The organism is Candidimonas nitroreducens (genome assembly GCF_002209565.1).
GTDB classification, from domain to species: Bacteria; Pseudomonadota; Gammaproteobacteria; order Burkholderiales; family Burkholderiaceae_B; genus Candidimonas; species Candidimonas nitroreducens.
In genome coordinates, this window is sequence record NZ_NJIH01000007.1 from 135,551 (window position 1) to 151,771 (window position 16,221).

A 16,221-nucleotide genomic window follows, 5' to 3' on the forward strand; every position below is an offset into this window, starting at 1 on the left:
GCTCAGATCGCCTCCCAGCCGAACACGTCGCGCGTGCGCTCCAGCGGCGTGAGCGAGCTTTTCCAGGCCGCCGGCAACTGCGCGGCGAGCGACTCGGGCGTCCAGCCGTCGCCCCGATGCAGGGTGCGGATCGGGCGCGGCTGGCTGTACAGGTAGACCTCATTGCCGCGCGCGCCGAAGATCTGGCCGCTGACGCCGGCCGCGGCATCGCTGGCCAGGAACACCGCCAGCGGCGCGATCTGGTCGGCGCGCGTTTGTTTGCGGCGCTTCTCGAGATTGGCGGCCTTTTCTTCGGGCGACGCCCCCGGCACCGATTCGATCATGCGGCTGAAGGCATGCGGTGCGATGCAGTTCGAGCGCACCCCGAAACGGCTCATGTCCATGGCCAAAGAGCGCGACAGGCCCGCAATGCCCAGCTTCGCGGCGGCGTAATTGGCCTGGCCGATGCTGCCGATCAGGCCGCTGGTCGACACCATGTGTACATAGCTGCCGCTGCCTTGCGCGCGGAAATGCGGAGCCGCGGCGCGGCTCATGTGGAAGGCGCCGTATAGATGCACCTTCAGCACCGCGTCCCATTCGGCCGGCTCCATTTTGTGGAAAATCGCGTCGCGCAGGATGCCGGCGCTGTTGACCACGATATCGATGCGGCCGAAGGTGTCGACCGCGCTTTGCACGATGCGCTGTGCGGCGTCCCAGTCGGCCACGCTGTCGTAGCTGGCCGCCGCCTGCCCGCCCGCGGCGTGGATGTCGTCGACGGCCTGCTGCGCCGGCGAGGCGTCCGCCCCCTGGCCGTCCAGCGCTGCGCCGATGTCATTGACGATTACCGCGGCCCCTTCGGCGGCCATCCCCAGAGCAATCTCCCGGCCGATGCCGCGCCCGGCCCCGGTGACTACCGCTACCTTCCCTGCCAGCATATTTGTCCCATTCGCCATGTCTAGTCCTGTTAGCGTCGATGATTCGTAGCACTAACAATACCGTCACGCCGATCCGCGAGAGTTGAACAAATGGAAAAGGTGCTTTCGCGAAGGCCTGCGCCGGTCGGGCGCCCGCTGCGCCGCGCCGCCGGATATCCCGCCGTCGGAAAAAACAAACGGGCCGAGCTGAACCGGCCCTGAAAGCTGGACGATGATCCAAGCTTTGAAGCCAGCCCAGCACAGCCCGCCTGCTGCTGCGTGGTAAAGCGCCGTTATTGCTTCACGGCATACAGGTAAAGCTCGACGCGGCGGTTCAGGGCGCGGCCGGCGGTAGTATTGTTGTCGCCAATGGGATTGGCCGAGCCGCGGCCTTCCAGCGCAAGCCTGGTCGGCGCCACGCCACGCTGGCTCAGGTAGTCGGTGACGGCACGGGCGCGGTTGACCGACAGGGTCTGGTTCAGGGAAGCCGAGCCGGTGCTGTCGGTGTAGCCGACGGACTTGGCCCGCAATTCAGGATGCTCGGACAGCGCATGCGCCACGCTGTCCAGCACCGGCAGCAGGGCAGGCTTGAGCACGTACTTGCCGGTATCGAAGGACACATTGCTGGGTATGTTGACCTTGAGCGTGCCGTCCGGCATTTCGGTCACGTCTATGCCCAGCTTCTGCGCACCCGACTGCTGCACTTCTTTCTTGACGCCGGCCCAGTTGTAGCCGACGATGCCGCCGGCCACGGCGCCGACACCCGCCCCGATCAGCGCAGCGCTGCTGCTATTGCCTATCAGCGCGCCGAGTCCGGCGCCCAACGCCGCCCCGGCTCCCGCTCCCACGGCGGTCTTGCCGCCCTGGCTCATGTTGTTCATATTGGCGCAACCCGCCATCAGAGCCACGGCTCCGATACATGCCGCCACTCGGCTGACGCGGTTGACCCGCACTGATAGTTCCATGTTTTTCTCCTTGTGATTGCCGCCTCGGCGGCACGGTCTCCATGCATCGGGCGGTACCCCCGGCACCGCACCGGACATCGCCCCGCGCCGCAATGGCAGATACCCCCGACGCATGGCCGTCCGGGGCAAACAGGGCGCCTCGTCCCACAGTATGCTAGCAGAGCTGCCTCCGGGCAAAATGTTATTTTTTGTTCAGGCAGGGCTTCGGCTGCCGGAAGCCCCATCTTGGGCAGCGGCGCCCGTGCCTTGCCGCACCCGCAAACAAAACCGCCGGCTCGGGCTTACCCGAGGCCGGCGGGGCAGGAACGTACCCGGCAAAGCCGGGCGGCGCGGCCGCAAGCGGCCCGGCGGGCATCAGAAGATCTTGGCGCCCGACACCTTGACGATTTCCTTGTACTTGGCCAGGTCATGCTTGACCAGCTCGGCAAAGGCCTCCGGCGTGGTCGGCTTGGCATCCGAGCCCATGGTCAGCAGCATCTTGCGCACGGCAGGGTCTTCCAGCGCCTTGGAATAGGCCTTGTTGAGGCGGTCGATGACGGGCTTGGGCGTGCCGCCGGTGGCGAAAACGCCGAACCAGGTGCCCAGGTCGAAGTCCTTGACACCCTCTTCTTCCATGGTGGGCAGCTTGGGATAGATGGACGAACGCTGCGCGGTGGTTACCGCCAGGGCGAGCACCTTGCCCTCTTTGATCAGGCCGGAGGCCGAGGCCAGGTTGTCGAACATGAAATTGGCCTGGTTGGCCAGCAGGGCCAGCTTGGCGGGCGAAGCGCCCTGATACGGCACGTGCACCGTGTCGATGCCGGCGCGCTTGTTCAGCAGCGCCCCAGCCAGATGGCCGGCGCTACCGTTGCCGCCCGACGCGAAGTTCAGCTGGCCCGGATGCGCCTTGGCGTAGGCGATCAGGTCTTGCACCGACTTGATGCTATGGGCCGCGGCGAATTCTTTGTTGACGATCAGCACATTGGGCACCGAAGCGACCAGGGTGACGGGCGCGAAGCTCTTGACCGGGTCGAAGGGCAGCTTGGAATAGAGCCAGGGGTTGATGGCATTGATCGCCACCGCGCCCATGACCAGGGTATAGCCGTCGGGCTTGGCCTTGGCCGCAATGGCGGCGCCGATATTGCCGCCTGCGCCCGGCTTGTTCTCGACGACCACCGTCTGGCCGAGTTCGGGCTGCACCTTCTGGGCCAGCAGGCGCGCGACCGTGTCCAGCGGGCCGCCGGGCGAATACGGGACGATGAACTGCAAAGAGTGGGTGGGGAAGTCGGCGGCCTGCGCGGCGGGCGCGGCCAGGGCCAGCGCGGTGGCCGCCAGCATGGCGCCGGCGGCCACCGACGTGGACCAGGATTTTATTCTCGACAGCATTGATTTATCCTCATAGAAAAAAGCTAGGATCCGTTCACACCAATAGAAATAATGGCGTAAACAGAGGCGCAATTCGCAGCAGGCAAATACTAATCCCTCTTGACGGCTGTTTCCTACTATTTTTTACATTTTGGCGCCCAGACCGCCAGCGCCCGGCCGCCGCAGCCTTGCGCACGCCAGGGTGCAGCCTCCTCGGCCCGCGTGCAGCGCAGCGGGAAAATCCGCAAGGCACGAGCCATACCCGCCGCAGTACAGGCCGGCCCCGGGCAGGAACGGAGGCGGCAGAGCCTCAGTGCAATATCTGGCTCAGGAACAGGCGCGTACGCTCATGCTGCGGGTGGTCGAAAAACGCATCGGGAGTGTTCTGCTCCACGATCTCGCCTCGATCCATGAAGATCACCCTGTCGGCCACCTGGCGCGCGAAGCCCATTTCGTGTGTCACGCACAGCATGGTCATGCCGGACTCCTCGGCCAGACCGATCATGACGTCCAGCACTTCTTTGACCATTTCCGGATCCAGGGCCGAAGTGGGCTCGTCGAACAGCATGATCTTGGGCTGCATGCACAGCGAGCGCGCGATCGCCACGCGCTGCTGCTGGCCGCCCGAGAGCTGGCCCGGATACTTGGAGGCCTGGTCGGGAATGCGCACGCGCGCCAGGTATTGCATGGCGGTGGCCTCGGCCTGCGCCCTGGTCTGCTTCAACACCCACATAGGCCCCAGCGTCAGGTTTTCCAGCACGGTAAGGTGCGGAAACAGGTTGAAGTGCTGGAACACCATGCCGACGTCGCGCCGTATGCGCTCGATCTGCCGCAGGTCGTTGGTGAGCTCTATGCCCTCGACCACGATGCGGCCCTGCTGGTGTTCTTCGAGCCGGTTGATGCAGCGTATCAGCGTCGACTTGCCGGAACCCGAGGGGCCGCAGATCACGATGCGCTCGCCGCGCGCGACCTCCAGGTCTATGCCGCGCAGCACCTGGAACTGCCCGTACCATTTGCCGACCTGCTGCATGCTGATGATGGAATCGGGAGCGGGCATCAGGGGTGTCTCCAACTATATCTGTACATGGTGTTCAGCGCCGCTGCGCGCCTTGATGGGCAGGCCTTTTCATGGTCATGCGACACCTCTTTCAGCGTGAATAGATCCTCGCTTCCAGCGAGCGGCTGTAGCGTGAAATCGAAAAACAGAAGATGAAATAAATAGCGGCGATGAACAGGTAGGCCTCGATGCTGAAGCCGCGCCACTGCGGATCGGCCAGCGCCGCCTTGGCCGACTGGGTCAGGTCGAAGATACCGATCACCACGACCAGGGAAGTGTCCTTGAACAGCGAAATGAAGATACTTACCAGCGGCGGGATGACGATGCGCAAGGCCTGCGGCAGAATGATCTTGCGCATCGTCTGCCAGTAGCTCAGGCCTATGGACTCGGCGCCTTCGTACTGGCCGCGGGGCACGGCCTGCAGGCCGCCGCGCACGGTCTCGGCGATGTAGGCGGCGGCGAACATGATGATGGCGATCTGCGCGCGCAGCAGCTTGTCGATGTCCACGCCCTCGGGCAGGAACAGCGGCAGCATTACCGAGGACATGAACAGCAGGCTGATCAGCGGCACGCCGCGTATCAGCTCGATGTACACCACGCACAGCGCCTTGACCGCGGGCATGCGCGAGCGCCTGCCCAGCGCCAGCAGCAGCCCCAGCGGAAACGCGAAGGCGATGCCGAAAGTGGACAGGATCATGGTCAGCGGCAGGCCGCCCCAGCGGCTGTCCTCGACCGACGTCAGGCCCAGCACCCCGCCCCACATCAACACCGCCACCGCGGCCAGCGCAGCGACCCAGGCCAGGGCCAGCGCCGGGTGCCAGAAGCGCCGCACGGCGCTGCATATGATGACCGCCAGCAGCACGATGGCGGCCACCAGCGGCCGCCACTGCTCGTCGTAGGGATAGACGCCGAACAATATGAGCCGGTAGTCGTGGGCGATGAAGGCCCAGCAGGCCCCGCCGGCCGCGCGGCACTGCTGCGGCGTGCTGGCGCTGAAATCGGCGCGCAGCCAGGCCCATTGCACCAGCGGCGGCAGCAGCATCAGCAGCAGCCACGCCAGCAGCACGGTCAGCAGCACGTTCAAGGGCGTGGCGAACAGCCGGGCGCGGCACCAGCCCAGGATGCCCAATCGCGGCCGCGGCGGCGGCATGTCCGAGGCCTGCCCGGCGGCGCCCGCCACGTCAGCGCTCCACCAGCGCAATGCGCCGGTTGTACCAGTTCATGAACAGCGCGATCGACAGGCTGACGGTCAGATACGCGGCCATGATGATGAGTATGCCTTCTATGGCCTGGCCGGTCTGGTTCAGCGTGGTGTTGACTACCGAGACCAGATCCGGATAACCGATGGCCACGGCCAGGGAACTGTTCTTGGTCAGATTCAGGTACTGGCTGGTCATGGGCGGCACGATCACGCGCAGCGCCTGCGGCAGCACCACCAGGCGCAGTATGCGCCGCCGCGGCAGCCCCAGCGCGCCCGCCGCTTCCCATTGGCCGCGATCTACCGCCTGTATGCCCGAGCGCACCACTTCGGCCGTGAAGGCCGAGGTATAGATGACCAGGCCGGCCAGCAGCGCCGCGAACTCGGGTGTCAGCGTCAGGCCGCCGGTAAAATTGAAGCCCTTCAGGTAAGGCATGTCCAGCGCCAGGGGCGCGCCGCCCGCCCACCAGCCCAGCAGCGGCAGCAGCACCACCAGCGCCAGCGCGGCGCGCCCCAGCGGAAAGACGCGGCCCGTGGCCTCGTGGTGGCGCCGCGCCCAATGGCCCAGCAAGGCGACGCCTACGATGGCCAGCGCCAGGCCCGCGGCCATCCAGTCCAGCGCGTCGCCGCGCAGCGCGGGCAGCTTCAGCCCGCGGTTGGACAAGAACACGCCGGGCAGCGGATGCAGCGCCTGGCGCGGCCCGGGCAGATTCTCGGTAATCACCGCATACCAGAAGAACAGCTGCAGCAGCAGCGGCACATTGCGCACGATCTCTACATAGGTGCCCGCCAGGCGCGACACCAGCCAGTTGTTCGACAGGCGCGCCACGCCCAATACGGTGCCCAGCAGCGTTGCCGCCACGATGCCCACGACCGAGACGCGCAGCGTGTTCAGCAGCCCCACCCAGATCGCGCGGCCATAGGTATCGGTGGGAGAATAGGGAATGACGCTTTCGCCGATGGCGAAGCCCGCTTCGCGATGCAGGAAGTCGAAGCCCGTGGTGATATTGCGCGCCGCCAGATTGTGCAGCGTATTGGATACCAGGTACCATGCGGCGGCGCCGACCGCGGCCAGGATCAGTACCTGGTAGACCAGCGCGCGCAGGGCCGGATCGCCCCAGGACAGGCGCAGGCGGGCATTGGACGTTTGCAGCTTTTCAATTTTCATGGGCCAGGGCCCGGGCTTCCTGTGGCGGCCGGTACGGATTCATCGAGACGGCGGCTGCGATTGCGTGGCAACAAGCACGGCGCAAGAGCAGGCGCCGCGCCCATTGCAAGCACCCGCATGGGCGCGCGGCGTTTTGCATATTCTAAGGGCTAATGGTTACTATTAGGATGCCCTGCCCGAAGGGCCTGTTCACACTAGACCATGATCGAATTTCAACACGTATTCAAATCATATGGCCGCGGCAGGAACATTCTTGCGGACATCAACTTCCGCATCGAGCCCGGGGAATTCGTGTTCGTGTCGGGCCCTTCGGGCGCCGGCAAGTCCACCCTGCTCAAGCTCATAGGCGGGCTCGAGCCCTCCAGCCGCGGTGCGGTACACGTCAACGGCCATCGCCTCGACAAGATGTCGGCGCGGGCCCGCCCCTACCTGCGCCGCGCCGTGGGCATCATTTTGCAGGACACGCACCTGCTCTACGACCGCAGCGCCATGAACAACGTGCTGCTGCCGTTGACCGTGGCCGGCCAGGAACGCCGCCAGGCGCAGACCCGGGCCCGGGCAGCCATGGAAAAGGTCGGGCTGTCGGGTAAAGAAGACCTCAACCCCATAGAAATGTCGGGCGGCGAACAGCAGCGGCTGGCGATCGCCAGGGCCATCGTCAACCGCCCCGCCATCCTCGTCGTCGACGAGCCCACCGCCAACCTCGACCAGGACAGCGCGCGCCGCATCATGGAAGTATTCCGCGATTTCAACCGCGTCGGCGTCACCACGCTGATCGCCTCGCACGACCGGGCCCTGATGGCCTCGTACGCCACGCGCACCCTGCGCATCGATCACCAGGGCCGCTTCTTCGACACCCCCGGGGTGCAGCTGTGAACCGCTGGGCCCGGCATCACCGCTACGCGCTGGTCGTGGCATTGCGACGCCTGTCGGCGCACCCCTTCTCGTCGCTGGCCAATGTGCTGGTCATCGCGCTGACGCTGGCGCTGCCGATACTGGGCGCCTCGATCCTGATCTCGGCACAGCCGGTCGCCCGCCAGGTGTCGGTCACGCCGGAAGTCACGGTATACCTGAAGCCGGATGCTCCGGCCGGCGCCGGCAAGCAGGTGCTGGGCCGCATACAGGAACAGTTCCACGACAGCATACACGCGGCGCGGCTGGTGCCGCGCGACCAGGCGCTGCGCACGCTCAAGGCCAACCCCACCTGGGCCGACGCGCTGGCGGCGCTGCCCGGCAATCCCCTGCCCGACGCCGTCGTGGTCACCCTGGACAATGGCCCCGACATGGCGCAGCGCGCGAGCCAGCTGGCGCAGCAATGGGGCGGCTGGCCGCAGGTGGATGCAGTACATCTCGACAGCGAGTGGGTGCAACGGCTGGAAGCGCTGCTGCGCTTCGGCCACATCGGCCTGGGGCTGCTGGCCATAGGCGTGGCGCTGGTGGTGCTGGCCACAGTATTCAACACGGTGCGCATGCAGGCCCTGACCCAGCGCGAGGAAATCGCCGTGGCGCGCCTGGTGGGCGCTACCGAATCCTTCGTGCGCCGCCCTTTCCTGTACCTGGGGGCCCTGACGGGCATCGTCGCCAGCCTGCTCGCGGTGCTGTTCTCGGCGCTGGCGCTCATCCCCCTGAACAACGCCCTGGCCCACCTGGCCCGCAGCTACGGCGCCAGCTTCGCGCTGCGCCTGCCTGATACGCCCAGCCTGGGCCTGGCCATCGTCGTGGTGGCCATACTCGGCGCACTGTCGGCACGCTGGTCGGTCACCCGCAGCACGCGCTTCTGATGTCGTCCACAGACGCGGCGCCCGCCGCCGGCTTTGCCGAGACCGTCGTGCGCTGGCAACGGGCCAGCGGCCGCCATGGCCTGCCCTGGCAGGGCACACGCGATCCCTACCGCATCTGGCTGTCGGAAATCATGCTGCAGCAGACCCAGGTCGCCACCGTGGTGGACTACTACCTGCGCTTCCTCGCCCGCTTTCCCGACCTGCGCACGCTGGCCGCGGCCTCGCAGGACGAAGTCATGCCCTACTGGGCCGGACTGGGCTACTACGCCCGCGCACGCAACCTGCACCGCTGCGCGCGCGAGATCTGCGAGCGCCTGGGCGGCGCATTCCCGCGCCGCGCCGAGGACATCGCGCAACTGCCCGGCATAGGCCGTTCCACCGCGGCGGCCATCGCCGCCTTCGCGTATGGCGAGCGCGCCCCCATCATGGACGGCAACGTCAAGCGCGTTTTCACCCGCTACTTCGGGATCTACGGCAACCCGGCCGCGCGCGCGGTGGAACTGCAACTGTGGGACACCGCACAGGCCATGCTCGACGCGGCGGACGCCAGCCTGGACATGGGCGCCTACACACAGGGGCTGATGGACCTGGGCGCAGGCTGCTGCACGCGCGGCAAGCCGGCCTGTACGCTATGCCCGCTGGCCGGCGGCTGCTACGCCCGCATCAATGCCAAGCAACATGAATTGCCCGCGCCCAAGCCGCGCAAGCAGGCTGAAGAAAGGCAGTGCGCGATGCTGATCCTGGAGCAGGACGGCTGCGTGCTGCTGGAACAGCGGCCATCTTCGGGCATCTGGGGCGGCCTGTGGTGCCTGCCTCAATACGACGACGCCCAGGCCATGCGTGCGGCCTGCCGCAGCCAGGGAACCGACCCCGGCCCGGCACAGCGCATGGCGGCGCTGTCGCATACGTTCACGCACTTCAAGCTGCACATCGAGCCCTGGCTGCTGCGCGGCGCAGCGCCGCGGCTGCGGCAGCCTGCGCCGGGGCAGGCCTGGACACCCGTGGCGGCACTGGCCGACACGGCGCTGCCGGCCCCCGTCAGGAAGCTGCTGTGCGGCCTGTATCCGACCGACGGCCTGCTGTAGACGGTCGGCGGCCTGCTGTAGACGTATCAGGGCCTGTTCACACTAAAAGGGGAGCCGCTTTTAGTGTGAACAGGCCCTACTCCGATTCGGGCCGATAGCGGTTGATGCTCATCAAGATGCCGCAGGCAATGCCCAGCGTGCTAAGCGCCGTGCCGCCATAGCTCATGAAAGGCAGCGGCACACCCACCACGGGCAGAATGCCGCTTACCATGCCGATGTTCACGAACACATAAACAAAGAACATCATGGCCATGGAGCCGGCCATCAGGCGCCCGAACTGGGTGCGGGCCTTGAGTGCGATCGACAGCCCGCGCGCGATCAGCAGCGTGTACAACGCCAGCAGCATGATGCCGCCATACAGGCCGAATTCCTCGGCGTACACCGCGAAGATGAAATCGGTGGTGCGCTCGGGGATGAAGTCGAGATGCGACTGCGTGCCCTGCATATAGCCCTTGCCGTACACGCCGCCCGAGCCGACCGCGATCATCGACTGTATGGTGTGAAAACCCTTGCCCAGCGGATCGGAGCTGGGATCCAGCAAGGTGCACACCCGGTGTTTCTGGTATTCATGCAGCACCACCCAGTCGACGCCGGGCTGGCAGATCGTGGGCTCGTAGTACACCAGCGACCCGAGCGCCACTGCTCCCAGCAGCACCAGGGGAATCAATAGCTTGAAGGACAGCCCGCCAAAGTACATGACGCAGAAGCCGGCCGCGAACACCAGCATCGCGGTTCCCAGATCGGGCTGCTTGGCGATCAGGCCGAACGGGATGGCCAGCAGTACGCCGGCGACGACGAAGTCCAGTATGCGCAGCTTGCCCTGGTGTTCATGGAAGTACCAGGCCAGCATCAGCGGCACGGCAATCTTCATCATTTCCGAGGGCTGGATGCGGCCGAAGCCCAGGTTCAGCCAGCGCGTCGCGCCCTTGCTGGTCTCGCCGGCGAACTCCACCCCGAGCAGCAGGGCGACACCCAGAATATAGAAAGGCACGGCAAGCTTCATCAGCTTGGGCGGCGACAACAGGGCCGCCGCCCACATCGCGAAGAACGCGATCATGAAATTGCGCAACTGGTCGGAGAAGCGCAGGTCGGTGCCCCCCACCGCCGAATGCATGATCGTCATGCCCAGCAGCATCAACAGCACCAGTATGGCCAGCAAGGGCCAGTCGAATACGGTCAATGCCTTGACGATTGCGTCGACGATACGTTTCATTGCCGCTCCGGTTCACGGTGTTCGCCCAGGGCCGCGGCCGGCGCGGCCACGCCGTGCGGACGCAGCGGCGCCAGGGGATCCTTGTCGTCCTGCTCGTCCTCGGGCTGGTCTTCGGGCGGCACGACGGCGTCGGGCGACTCTTCCGAGACGCCGGCATCGGACTGGGGTGCGGCGGCCGCGCGAGTCTCGGTCACCGCCTCGCGCACCTTGGGAGGCAGATTGTCGACCAGGTCGACGGGCATGGCGACCCGGTTTTCGTTTTCCGTGCGATCGGGCGACAGCCAGTAGTCGAATACCTGGCGCGCGATCGGCGCGGCCACGGTAGCTCCCCAGCCGCCGTTCTCGACGATCAGCGCCAAGGCAATGCGCGGATCGTCGGCCGGCGCATACGCCATGAACAGCGCATGGTCGCGCAGCCGCTCCGGCACATTCTTGTTGTGATAGCGGCCGCGCAGGCTGTACACCTGGGCCGTGCCGGTCTTGCCCGCCGCCTGGTAGGGCGCGCCGACGAAGGCCTTGCGTGCGGTGCCGCGGCGCACCACGTCGACCAGCGCGTCCTTGACCACCTTGAGGTTCTCGGGCTTCAGGGGGATGGTGTATGAAGGCTTGGTGACCGTGCGCTTGACGTGGCCCGTCATGGGGTTTTCGACCAGGCTCACCAGGTGCGGCTTCATGTACACGCCGTCGTTGGCCAGCACGGCGGTGGCCTGCGCCAGCTGCAGCAGGGTGAACGAGTTGTAGCCCTGGCCCACCGCCACCGAGATGCTTTCGCCCGTGTACCAGTGCTGCTGCGAAGGCTTCTTGTAGGCGTGGCGCTTCCAGGCGGTGGAAGGCAGCACGCCGCGCCGTTCGCCGTCCAGGTCGATGCCGGTAAGCTGGCCGAAGCCGAACTGCTTGGTGAAGTCATGCAGCGCGTCCACGCCGAGTTCCGGCCCCAGGGAAAAGAAATACGTATCGGAAGACACCACCAGGGCGTGATGCATGTCGGTGGGGCCATAGGCGGCGCCGCCGGCGTTGCGGTATTTCTGCCCCGCGAACTCGAAATAGCCGGGGTCGGGAATGCGTTCGGTGGCGCTGCGCTTGTGCAGCTGCAGCGCGGCCAGCGCCACGAAAGGCTTGTAGGTCGAACCGATCGGATAGGTGCCGTACAGGGGCCGGTTGATCAGGGGGTGATCGGGCGAATCGTTCAGCTTGCGCCAGTTTTCCACGTCGATGCCGTCGACGAAAAGATTAGGGTCGAACGAGGGCGAGGAGACAAAGGCCAATACATCGCCCGTCTTGGGGTCGATGGCCACCAGCGCCCCGCGCTTGCCCTCGAAAAGTTTCTCGGCCACTTTCTGCAGGCCTATGTCCAGCGACAGCACCAGATTGGCCCCGGGCACCGGATCGACCCGGCGCAGCACCCGCACCGGACGCCCGGTGGCCGTGACCTCGACCTCTTCGATGCCCGTATGCCCGTGCAGCGCGTCCTCCCAGGTTTTTTCTATGCCCTTCTTGCCGATCACGTTGGTGCCGCGGTAGTTGCCGGCGCGGCCCTCGTCTTCCAGTTTGGCCTCGTCGGACTCGGAAATGCGGCCGACGAAACCCAGCACGTGAGCGGCGGTCTCGTGCTGCGGATATTCGCGCACCCAGCGGGCGCGCAGCTCCACCCCGGGGAACTCATAGGCATGGGCCGCGAACCACGAGGCCTCGGTGTCGTTCAGGTTGTTGCGCAACAGCACGTGGGCGTAGCGGCCGTTCTGGGCAAGGCGCTGATGAAAGCGCCTGCGATCCAGGGGCGTCAGGGTCACCAGGCGCGACAAGGCATCGAGCATCTTGTTCATGTGCTCGACCCGGGCGGGAACCACCTCGAGCGTGTAGTCGCGGTAGTTGCGCGCCAGCACCACGCCGTTGCGATCGACGATTTCACCGCGCCGCGGCGGAATGGGCACCACCGCGATGCGGTTCTGGTCGGCGCGCTCGGCCAGGCCTTCGTAGCGGTCGACCTGCAGGTACCAGAGACGCGCCAGCAGGCCGCCGAAGCACAGCAGCGCAAAGGCCCCGGCGACCCAGATGCGCAGCACGATGCGCCGTTTCTGGCGGTGCGATGTTTTCTTGAATTCGAACATAAAGACCGGGGCCAGCGAGCCCTAAACCGCGCCGCGGTGGTCGGTTTCATCCAGACGGCGCTGCGGCATGTGCAGCAGGATGTCGGCCACCGGCCACAGCACCGCCGTGAACAGCGCCGACCACAACCACTGCCAGCCGCCCCATTCGCCTGCCAGCCAGGCGTGGATCAGGTGCGTGGCCATGGCCGAAAACACGAATACAGGCAGCAGGTGAATGGCCTGTATCACCGCGCCGAAGCGATGCAGCCGGCGCGCCAGGGCCACGGCGCCATAGGCCACCAGTGTATACGCCAGCGCTTTCTCGCCCAGCAGGCCGGCGTCCTGCACGTCCATGGACAGGCCGAAGATGAAGGCGGTGAACATGGAAACCCGCTGCGGCTCGTTGAGGCACCAAAAAGCAATGACCAGCAGCAATATGTCGGGCGCGGCCAGCCAGTCGCGCCAGGGCAGAAACGAAATCAGCCACGCCAGCAGCACCGTACTCCACACGAACAACGGATGCGCCGGCTGCCTGAACGGCGAAGCATCTATGGGCTGCAGGGCGCTCAGGGGCGAGGCGCCGCTCGGCCGGCGCGTGGATTCACTGTGCGGGCTGCGAACCATGGGCTTGAGCCTCCGGGTCGGATGTGGGCGACGGCATGCGCGAAACGTCCACGCGCAGCACCAGGAAATGCCGATAGCGTTCCGGATGCGACAAGGGCGTGGCCAGCGCGCGGGCAAAGCCCGTGGCCGAATCGCGTTCGACCTTTTCTATCTTCGCCACCGACAGGCCGGCCGGGAACAGCCCGCCTATGCCGCTGGTGACCAGCGTATCGCCGGCATGGATGTCGGCGTTGGCCGTCAGGTAGCGCACCTCGACCCGGCCCGAGACGTTGCCGCCGAAGGCGATCAGGCGCAAGCCGTTGCGCAGCACCTGCACCGGTATGGACACGGTGTCGTCGGTCAGCAGCGCAGCCTCGGACGTAAAGGGCGTGACCCGGACGATCTGGCCGACCACGCCGCCCTCGTCGATGACCGGCATGCCGGCGCGTATGCCGTCGGAAGTGCCCTTGTTGAAGATCAGGTGATGGACGAACGCATTCGGCGGTTCGTACATGACCTCTACCGCCACCGAAGGCTGCGAGACCGTGTCGGCCACCTTGAGCAGGCGCCGCAACTGTTCGTTCTCGGCCGAAAGCTGGGCCGCGTGCGTCGCGATCTGCGCAAGCTCTATGCGCTGCTTCTGCAGGGCTTCTTTTTCGGCGCGGGCCACCGTGGCCGCATCCATCCAGTTATTGAAATTCTCGACCAGGTCGCGCGGCGCCAGCACCAGCCGCTGGAACGGGTACAACACCACGGAGATCGCCTGCCGGGCCGGATCGAGCACGCGCCAGCGGGCATCGACCACCAGCAGCGACAGGGACAGGATGACCAGCACGACCAGCCGGAATTCGGCAGTCGGTCCGTGCCTGAACAGCCTGATCGTCCGATTTTCTTGCATGACAGTTGTATTCGCGCCTCAACCCGCTCGGCTTACGCTGAGGAGTCCGAACTGGAACAGAATCGGAACCTGTACATGCTACCGGAACGTTTTGTTCAGACTTCAGAGTACAGGTTCGAGGGGCTGTTTACACCAAATGGAATGAGGATTATTCCATTTTTAATGAAAACGCCTTAATCGTAAATGAACACCGTACCCAGGCGTTCGAGATGTTCGAGCGCCTCGCCACATCCCCGCACCACGCAGGTGAGCGGGTCTTCGGCCACTACCACCGGCAGGCCGGTTTCTTCCTGCAGCAGGCGGTCGAGGTCGCGCAGCAGCGCGCCGCCGCCGGTCAGTGAAATACCTTTGTCGGTAATGTCGGCGCCGAGTTCCGGCGGAGTCTGCTCGAGCGCGGTCTTGACCGCCGACACGATCTGGTTCAGCGGGTCGGTGAGCGACTCGAGGATCTCGTTGGAAGACACCGTGAAGCCGCGCGGCACGCCCTCGGACAAGTTGCGGCCCTTGACCTCGATTTCGCGGATCTCGGAACCCGGAAAGGCCGAGCCCACTTCTTTCTTGATCAGTTCGGCCGTGGGCTCGCCGATCAGCATGCCGTAGTTGCGGCGGATGTAGTTGATGATGGCTTCGTCGAACTTGTCGCCGCCGACGCGCACCGAGCCTTTGTACACCATGCCGCCCAGCGAGATGATGGCAACCTCGGTGGTGCCGCCGCCGATATCGACCACCATCGAGCCGCTGGCGTCGGACACCGCCAGGCCCGCGCCGATGGCCGCCGCCATGGGCTCTTCGATGAGGAAGACCTGGCTGGCGCCGGCGCCCAGCGCCGATTCGCGGATGGCGCGGCGTTCGACCTGTGTGGAACCGCAAGGCACGCAGACGATGATGCGCGGGCTGGGCGCAAACATGCTGCGCGGATGCACCATGCGGATGAACTGCTTGAGCATCTGCTCGGTAACGGTGAAGTCGGCGATGACGCCGTCTTTCATGGGGCGGATGGCCTCGATGTTGCCGGGCACCCGGCCCAGCATCTGCTTGGCTTCCTGGCCTACCGCCTGGATGATTTTCTTGCCGTTGGCACTGCCGTCGTGGCGTATGGCCACCACGGAGGGCTCGTCCAGCACAATTCCCTTGCCCCGGACATAAATCAGCGTGTTGGCGGTGCCGAGGTCGATCGCCATATCGCTGGAAAAATAACTACGTAGGAATCCGAACATGGACACTCAGCCAAGTCTAAATTTGAAGATGAGCCCGCTGTCGACGCCGCGATGCACGGCACGCAAGGGCAGCCCAGAAACACGACGCAGCACGAGGCCGCACGGCGGCAAGCAGCCTGGCGCAGACGATTTCCATCGGATTCGTGCGCCCCGGCGCCACAAGCCCGGGTAGGCAAAAAAGACGGGGAAAACGAATCGCCGCAGCACACCGGCAACCAGCAAAACTTTTGCCGCAAAGACCACTGGGGATTAAACCGATAATGATAACTTATAATTTGGCTTTGTTAAGCCCGCGGAGAGCCCGTTAAGCTTTGTAACAGGCTCCTTTGGGCCAGGCTCCGCAAGCCCCTTCCCGGCCATCTCCCGGCCGGGCTCGCCGCTTGCTCCGACACCGGAATTCCCATGGCCATCGACCACCAAGACGTCGCGCGCATCGCGCAGCTGGCGCGCCTCGAACTCACGCCCGACGCGGCGCAACGCGCGCTGTCCGAACTGAACGGCATCTTCGCCCTGATCCAGCAGCTGCAGGCCGTCGACACGCAAGGCATCGAGCCCATGGCTCACCCCTTGTCGGCGCACCAGGAAATCGCGCTGCGGCTGCGCAGCGACGCCGCTGCGCCCACGCACACACTGGAACAGCGCCAGGAACTCATGTCGAACTCGCCCGCCGCATCCGAAGGCCTGTTCCTGGTACCGACCGTCATCGAGTAAC

Annotated in this window: 15 protein-coding genes; 4 read left to right on the plus strand and 11 right to left on the minus strand. The window is 65.6% G+C overall.

Annotation, left to right across the window (positions count from 1 at the left end; genetic code table 11):
• Window positions 1-2: 2 nt before the first annotated feature.
• The 6 genes from CEY11_RS12740 to CEY11_RS12765 all read right to left on the minus strand — a co-directional run bounded on the left by CEY11_RS12740 (window position 3) and on the right by CEY11_RS12765 (window position 6,625).
• Entirely contained in the window at window positions 3-914 is a 912-nt protein-coding gene (locus tag CEY11_RS12740; RefSeq protein WP_088603785.1) for an SDR family NAD(P)-dependent oxidoreductase, read from the minus strand.
• Window positions 915-1,186: 272 nt separating this feature from the next.
• On the minus strand, window positions 1,187-1,858 hold the full coding sequence (locus CEY11_RS12745; protein WP_408608125.1) for an OmpA family protein: 672 nt from the start codon (window positions 1,856-1,858) through the stop codon (window positions 1,187-1,189).
• Between the two features lie 354 nt (window positions 1,859-2,212).
• Entirely contained in the window at window positions 2,213-3,223 is a 1,011-nt protein-coding gene (locus CEY11_RS12750; protein WP_088603786.1) for a Bug family tripartite tricarboxylate transporter substrate binding protein, read from the minus strand.
• A 289-nt stretch (window positions 3,224-3,512) separates the two neighbouring features.
• A complete protein-coding gene (locus CEY11_RS12755; protein WP_088603787.1) occupies window positions 3,513-4,259 on the minus strand; it encodes an amino acid ABC transporter ATP-binding protein in 747 nt (248 codons plus the stop codon).
• Between the two features lie 91 nt (window positions 4,260-4,350).
• The gene (locus CEY11_RS12760) at window positions 4,351-5,409 is read right to left on the minus strand and encodes an amino acid ABC transporter permease (RefSeq protein ID WP_088604024.1); all 1,059 of its coding nucleotides are present in this window, start codon (window positions 5,407-5,409) and stop codon (window positions 4,351-4,353) included.
• Between the two features lie 31 nt (window positions 5,410-5,440).
• Complete coding sequence (locus CEY11_RS12765; protein WP_088603788.1) at window positions 5,441-6,625, minus strand: amino acid ABC transporter permease; 1,185 nt, start codon at window positions 6,623-6,625, stop codon at window positions 5,441-5,443.
• Window positions 6,626-6,826: 201 nt separating this feature from the next.
• Here CEY11_RS12765 and CEY11_RS12770 point away from each other — a divergent pair, with 201 nt between their 5' ends.
• Genes CEY11_RS12770 through mutY form a run of 3 tightly spaced genes read left to right on the plus strand, consistent with a single transcriptional unit; the run spans window position 6,827 to window position 9,491 of the window.
• Window positions 6,827-7,501 carry a cell division ATP-binding protein FtsE gene (locus CEY11_RS12770; RefSeq protein WP_088603789.1) on the plus strand — a complete coding sequence of 225 codons (675 nt, stop codon included), beginning with the start codon at window positions 6,827-6,829 and terminating at the stop codon, window positions 7,499-7,501.
• A complete protein-coding gene (locus CEY11_RS12775; protein WP_088603790.1) occupies window positions 7,498-8,406 on the plus strand; it encodes a cell division protein FtsX in 909 nt (302 codons plus the stop codon). The genes CEY11_RS12770 and CEY11_RS12775 overlap by 4 nt, the downstream gene beginning before the upstream one ends.
• Entirely contained in the window at window positions 8,406-9,491 is a 1,086-nt protein-coding gene (gene mutY / locus CEY11_RS12780; RefSeq protein WP_088603791.1) for an A/G-specific adenine glycosylase, read from the plus strand. The genes CEY11_RS12775 and mutY overlap by 1 nt, the downstream gene beginning before the upstream one ends.
• Before the next feature lie 76 nt (window positions 9,492-9,567).
• Here mutY and rodA read toward each other — a convergent pair whose 3' ends face one another.
• The 5 genes from rodA to CEY11_RS12805 form a co-directional block, all read right to left on the minus strand.
• Window positions 9,568-10,704 carry a rod shape-determining protein RodA gene (gene rodA / locus CEY11_RS12785; RefSeq protein WP_088603792.1) on the minus strand — a complete coding sequence of 379 codons (1,137 nt, stop codon included), beginning with the start codon at window positions 10,702-10,704 and terminating at the stop codon, window positions 9,568-9,570.
• Entirely contained in the window at window positions 10,701-12,812 is a 2,112-nt protein-coding gene (mrdA, locus tag CEY11_RS12790) for a penicillin-binding protein 2 (RefSeq protein ID WP_088603793.1), read from the minus strand. The genes rodA and mrdA overlap by 4 nt, the downstream gene beginning before the upstream one ends.
• A 21-nt stretch (window positions 12,813-12,833) precedes the next feature.
• Window positions 12,834-13,415: a rod shape-determining protein MreD gene (mreD, locus tag CEY11_RS12795; RefSeq protein WP_088603794.1), complete on the minus strand. Its 582-nt coding sequence runs from the start codon at window positions 13,413-13,415 to the stop codon at window positions 12,834-12,836.
• Window positions 13,393-14,292: a rod shape-determining protein MreC gene (gene mreC, locus CEY11_RS12800; protein ID WP_088603795.1), complete on the minus strand. Its 900-nt coding sequence runs from the start codon at window positions 14,290-14,292 to the stop codon at window positions 13,393-13,395. The genes mreD and mreC overlap by 23 nt, the downstream gene beginning before the upstream one ends.
• 173 nt (window positions 14,293-14,465) lie before the next feature.
• Entirely contained in the window at window positions 14,466-15,509 is a 1,044-nt protein-coding gene (locus CEY11_RS12805; protein WP_088603796.1) for a rod shape-determining protein, read from the minus strand.
• A 402-nt stretch (window positions 15,510-15,911) separates the two neighbouring features.
• On the opposite strand from CEY11_RS12805, the gene gatC reads away from it, so the two are divergent.
• The gene (gene gatC / locus CEY11_RS12810) at window positions 15,912-16,220 is read left to right on the plus strand and encodes an Asp-tRNA(Asn)/Glu-tRNA(Gln) amidotransferase subunit GatC (protein ID WP_088603797.1); all 309 of its coding nucleotides are present in this window, start codon (window positions 15,912-15,914) and stop codon (window positions 16,218-16,220) included.
• The last annotated feature ends 1 nt before the right edge of the window (window position 16,221 follow it).

Excerpts from the sequence above, each read along its gene's own strand:
- CEY11_RS12740 (WP_088603785.1), bottom strand. The coding sequence starts at position 914 with ATGCTGGCAGGGAAGGTAGCGGTAGTCACCGGGGCCGGGCGCGGCATC.
- rodA (WP_088603792.1), bottom strand. The coding sequence starts at position 10,704 with ATGAAACGTATCGTCGACGCAATCGTCAAGGCATTGACCGTATTCGAC.
- CEY11_RS12770 (WP_088603789.1), top strand. The coding sequence starts at position 6,827 with ATGATCGAATTTCAACACGTATTCAAATCATATGGCCGCGGCAGGAAC.
- mreC (WP_088603795.1), bottom strand. The coding sequence starts at position 14,292 with ATGCAAGAAAATCGGACGATCAGGCTGTTCAGGCACGGACCGACTGCC.
- mutY (WP_088603791.1), top strand. The coding sequence starts at position 8,406 with ATGTCGTCCACAGACGCGGCGCCCGCCGCCGGCTTTGCCGAGACCGTC.
- mrdA (WP_088603793.1), bottom strand. The coding sequence starts at position 12,812 with ATGTTCGAATTCAAGAAAACATCGCACCGCCAGAAACGGCGCATCGTG.
- mreD (WP_088603794.1), bottom strand. The coding sequence starts at position 13,415 with ATGGTTCGCAGCCCGCACAGTGAATCCACGCGCCGGCCGAGCGGCGCC.
- CEY11_RS12745 (WP_408608125.1), bottom strand. The coding sequence starts at position 1,858 with ATGGAACTATCAGTGCGGGTCAACCGCGTCAGCCGAGTGGCGGCATGT.
- gatC (WP_088603797.1), top strand. The coding sequence starts at position 15,912 with ATGGCCATCGACCACCAAGACGTCGCGCGCATCGCGCAGCTGGCGCGC.
- CEY11_RS12760 (WP_088604024.1), bottom strand. The coding sequence starts at position 5,409 with ATGCCGCCGCCGCGGCCGCGATTGGGCATCCTGGGCTGGTGCCGCGCC.
- CEY11_RS12750 (WP_088603786.1), bottom strand. The coding sequence starts at position 3,223 with ATGCTGTCGAGAATAAAATCCTGGTCCACGTCGGTGGCCGCCGGCGCC.
- CEY11_RS12765 (WP_088603788.1), bottom strand. The coding sequence starts at position 6,625 with ATGAAAATTGAAAAGCTGCAAACGTCCAATGCCCGCCTGCGCCTGTCC.
- CEY11_RS12755 (WP_088603787.1), bottom strand. The coding sequence starts at position 4,259 with ATGCCCGCTCCCGATTCCATCATCAGCATGCAGCAGGTCGGCAAATGG.
- CEY11_RS12805 (WP_088603796.1), bottom strand. The coding sequence starts at position 15,509 with ATGTTCGGATTCCTACGTAGTTATTTTTCCAGCGATATGGCGATCGAC.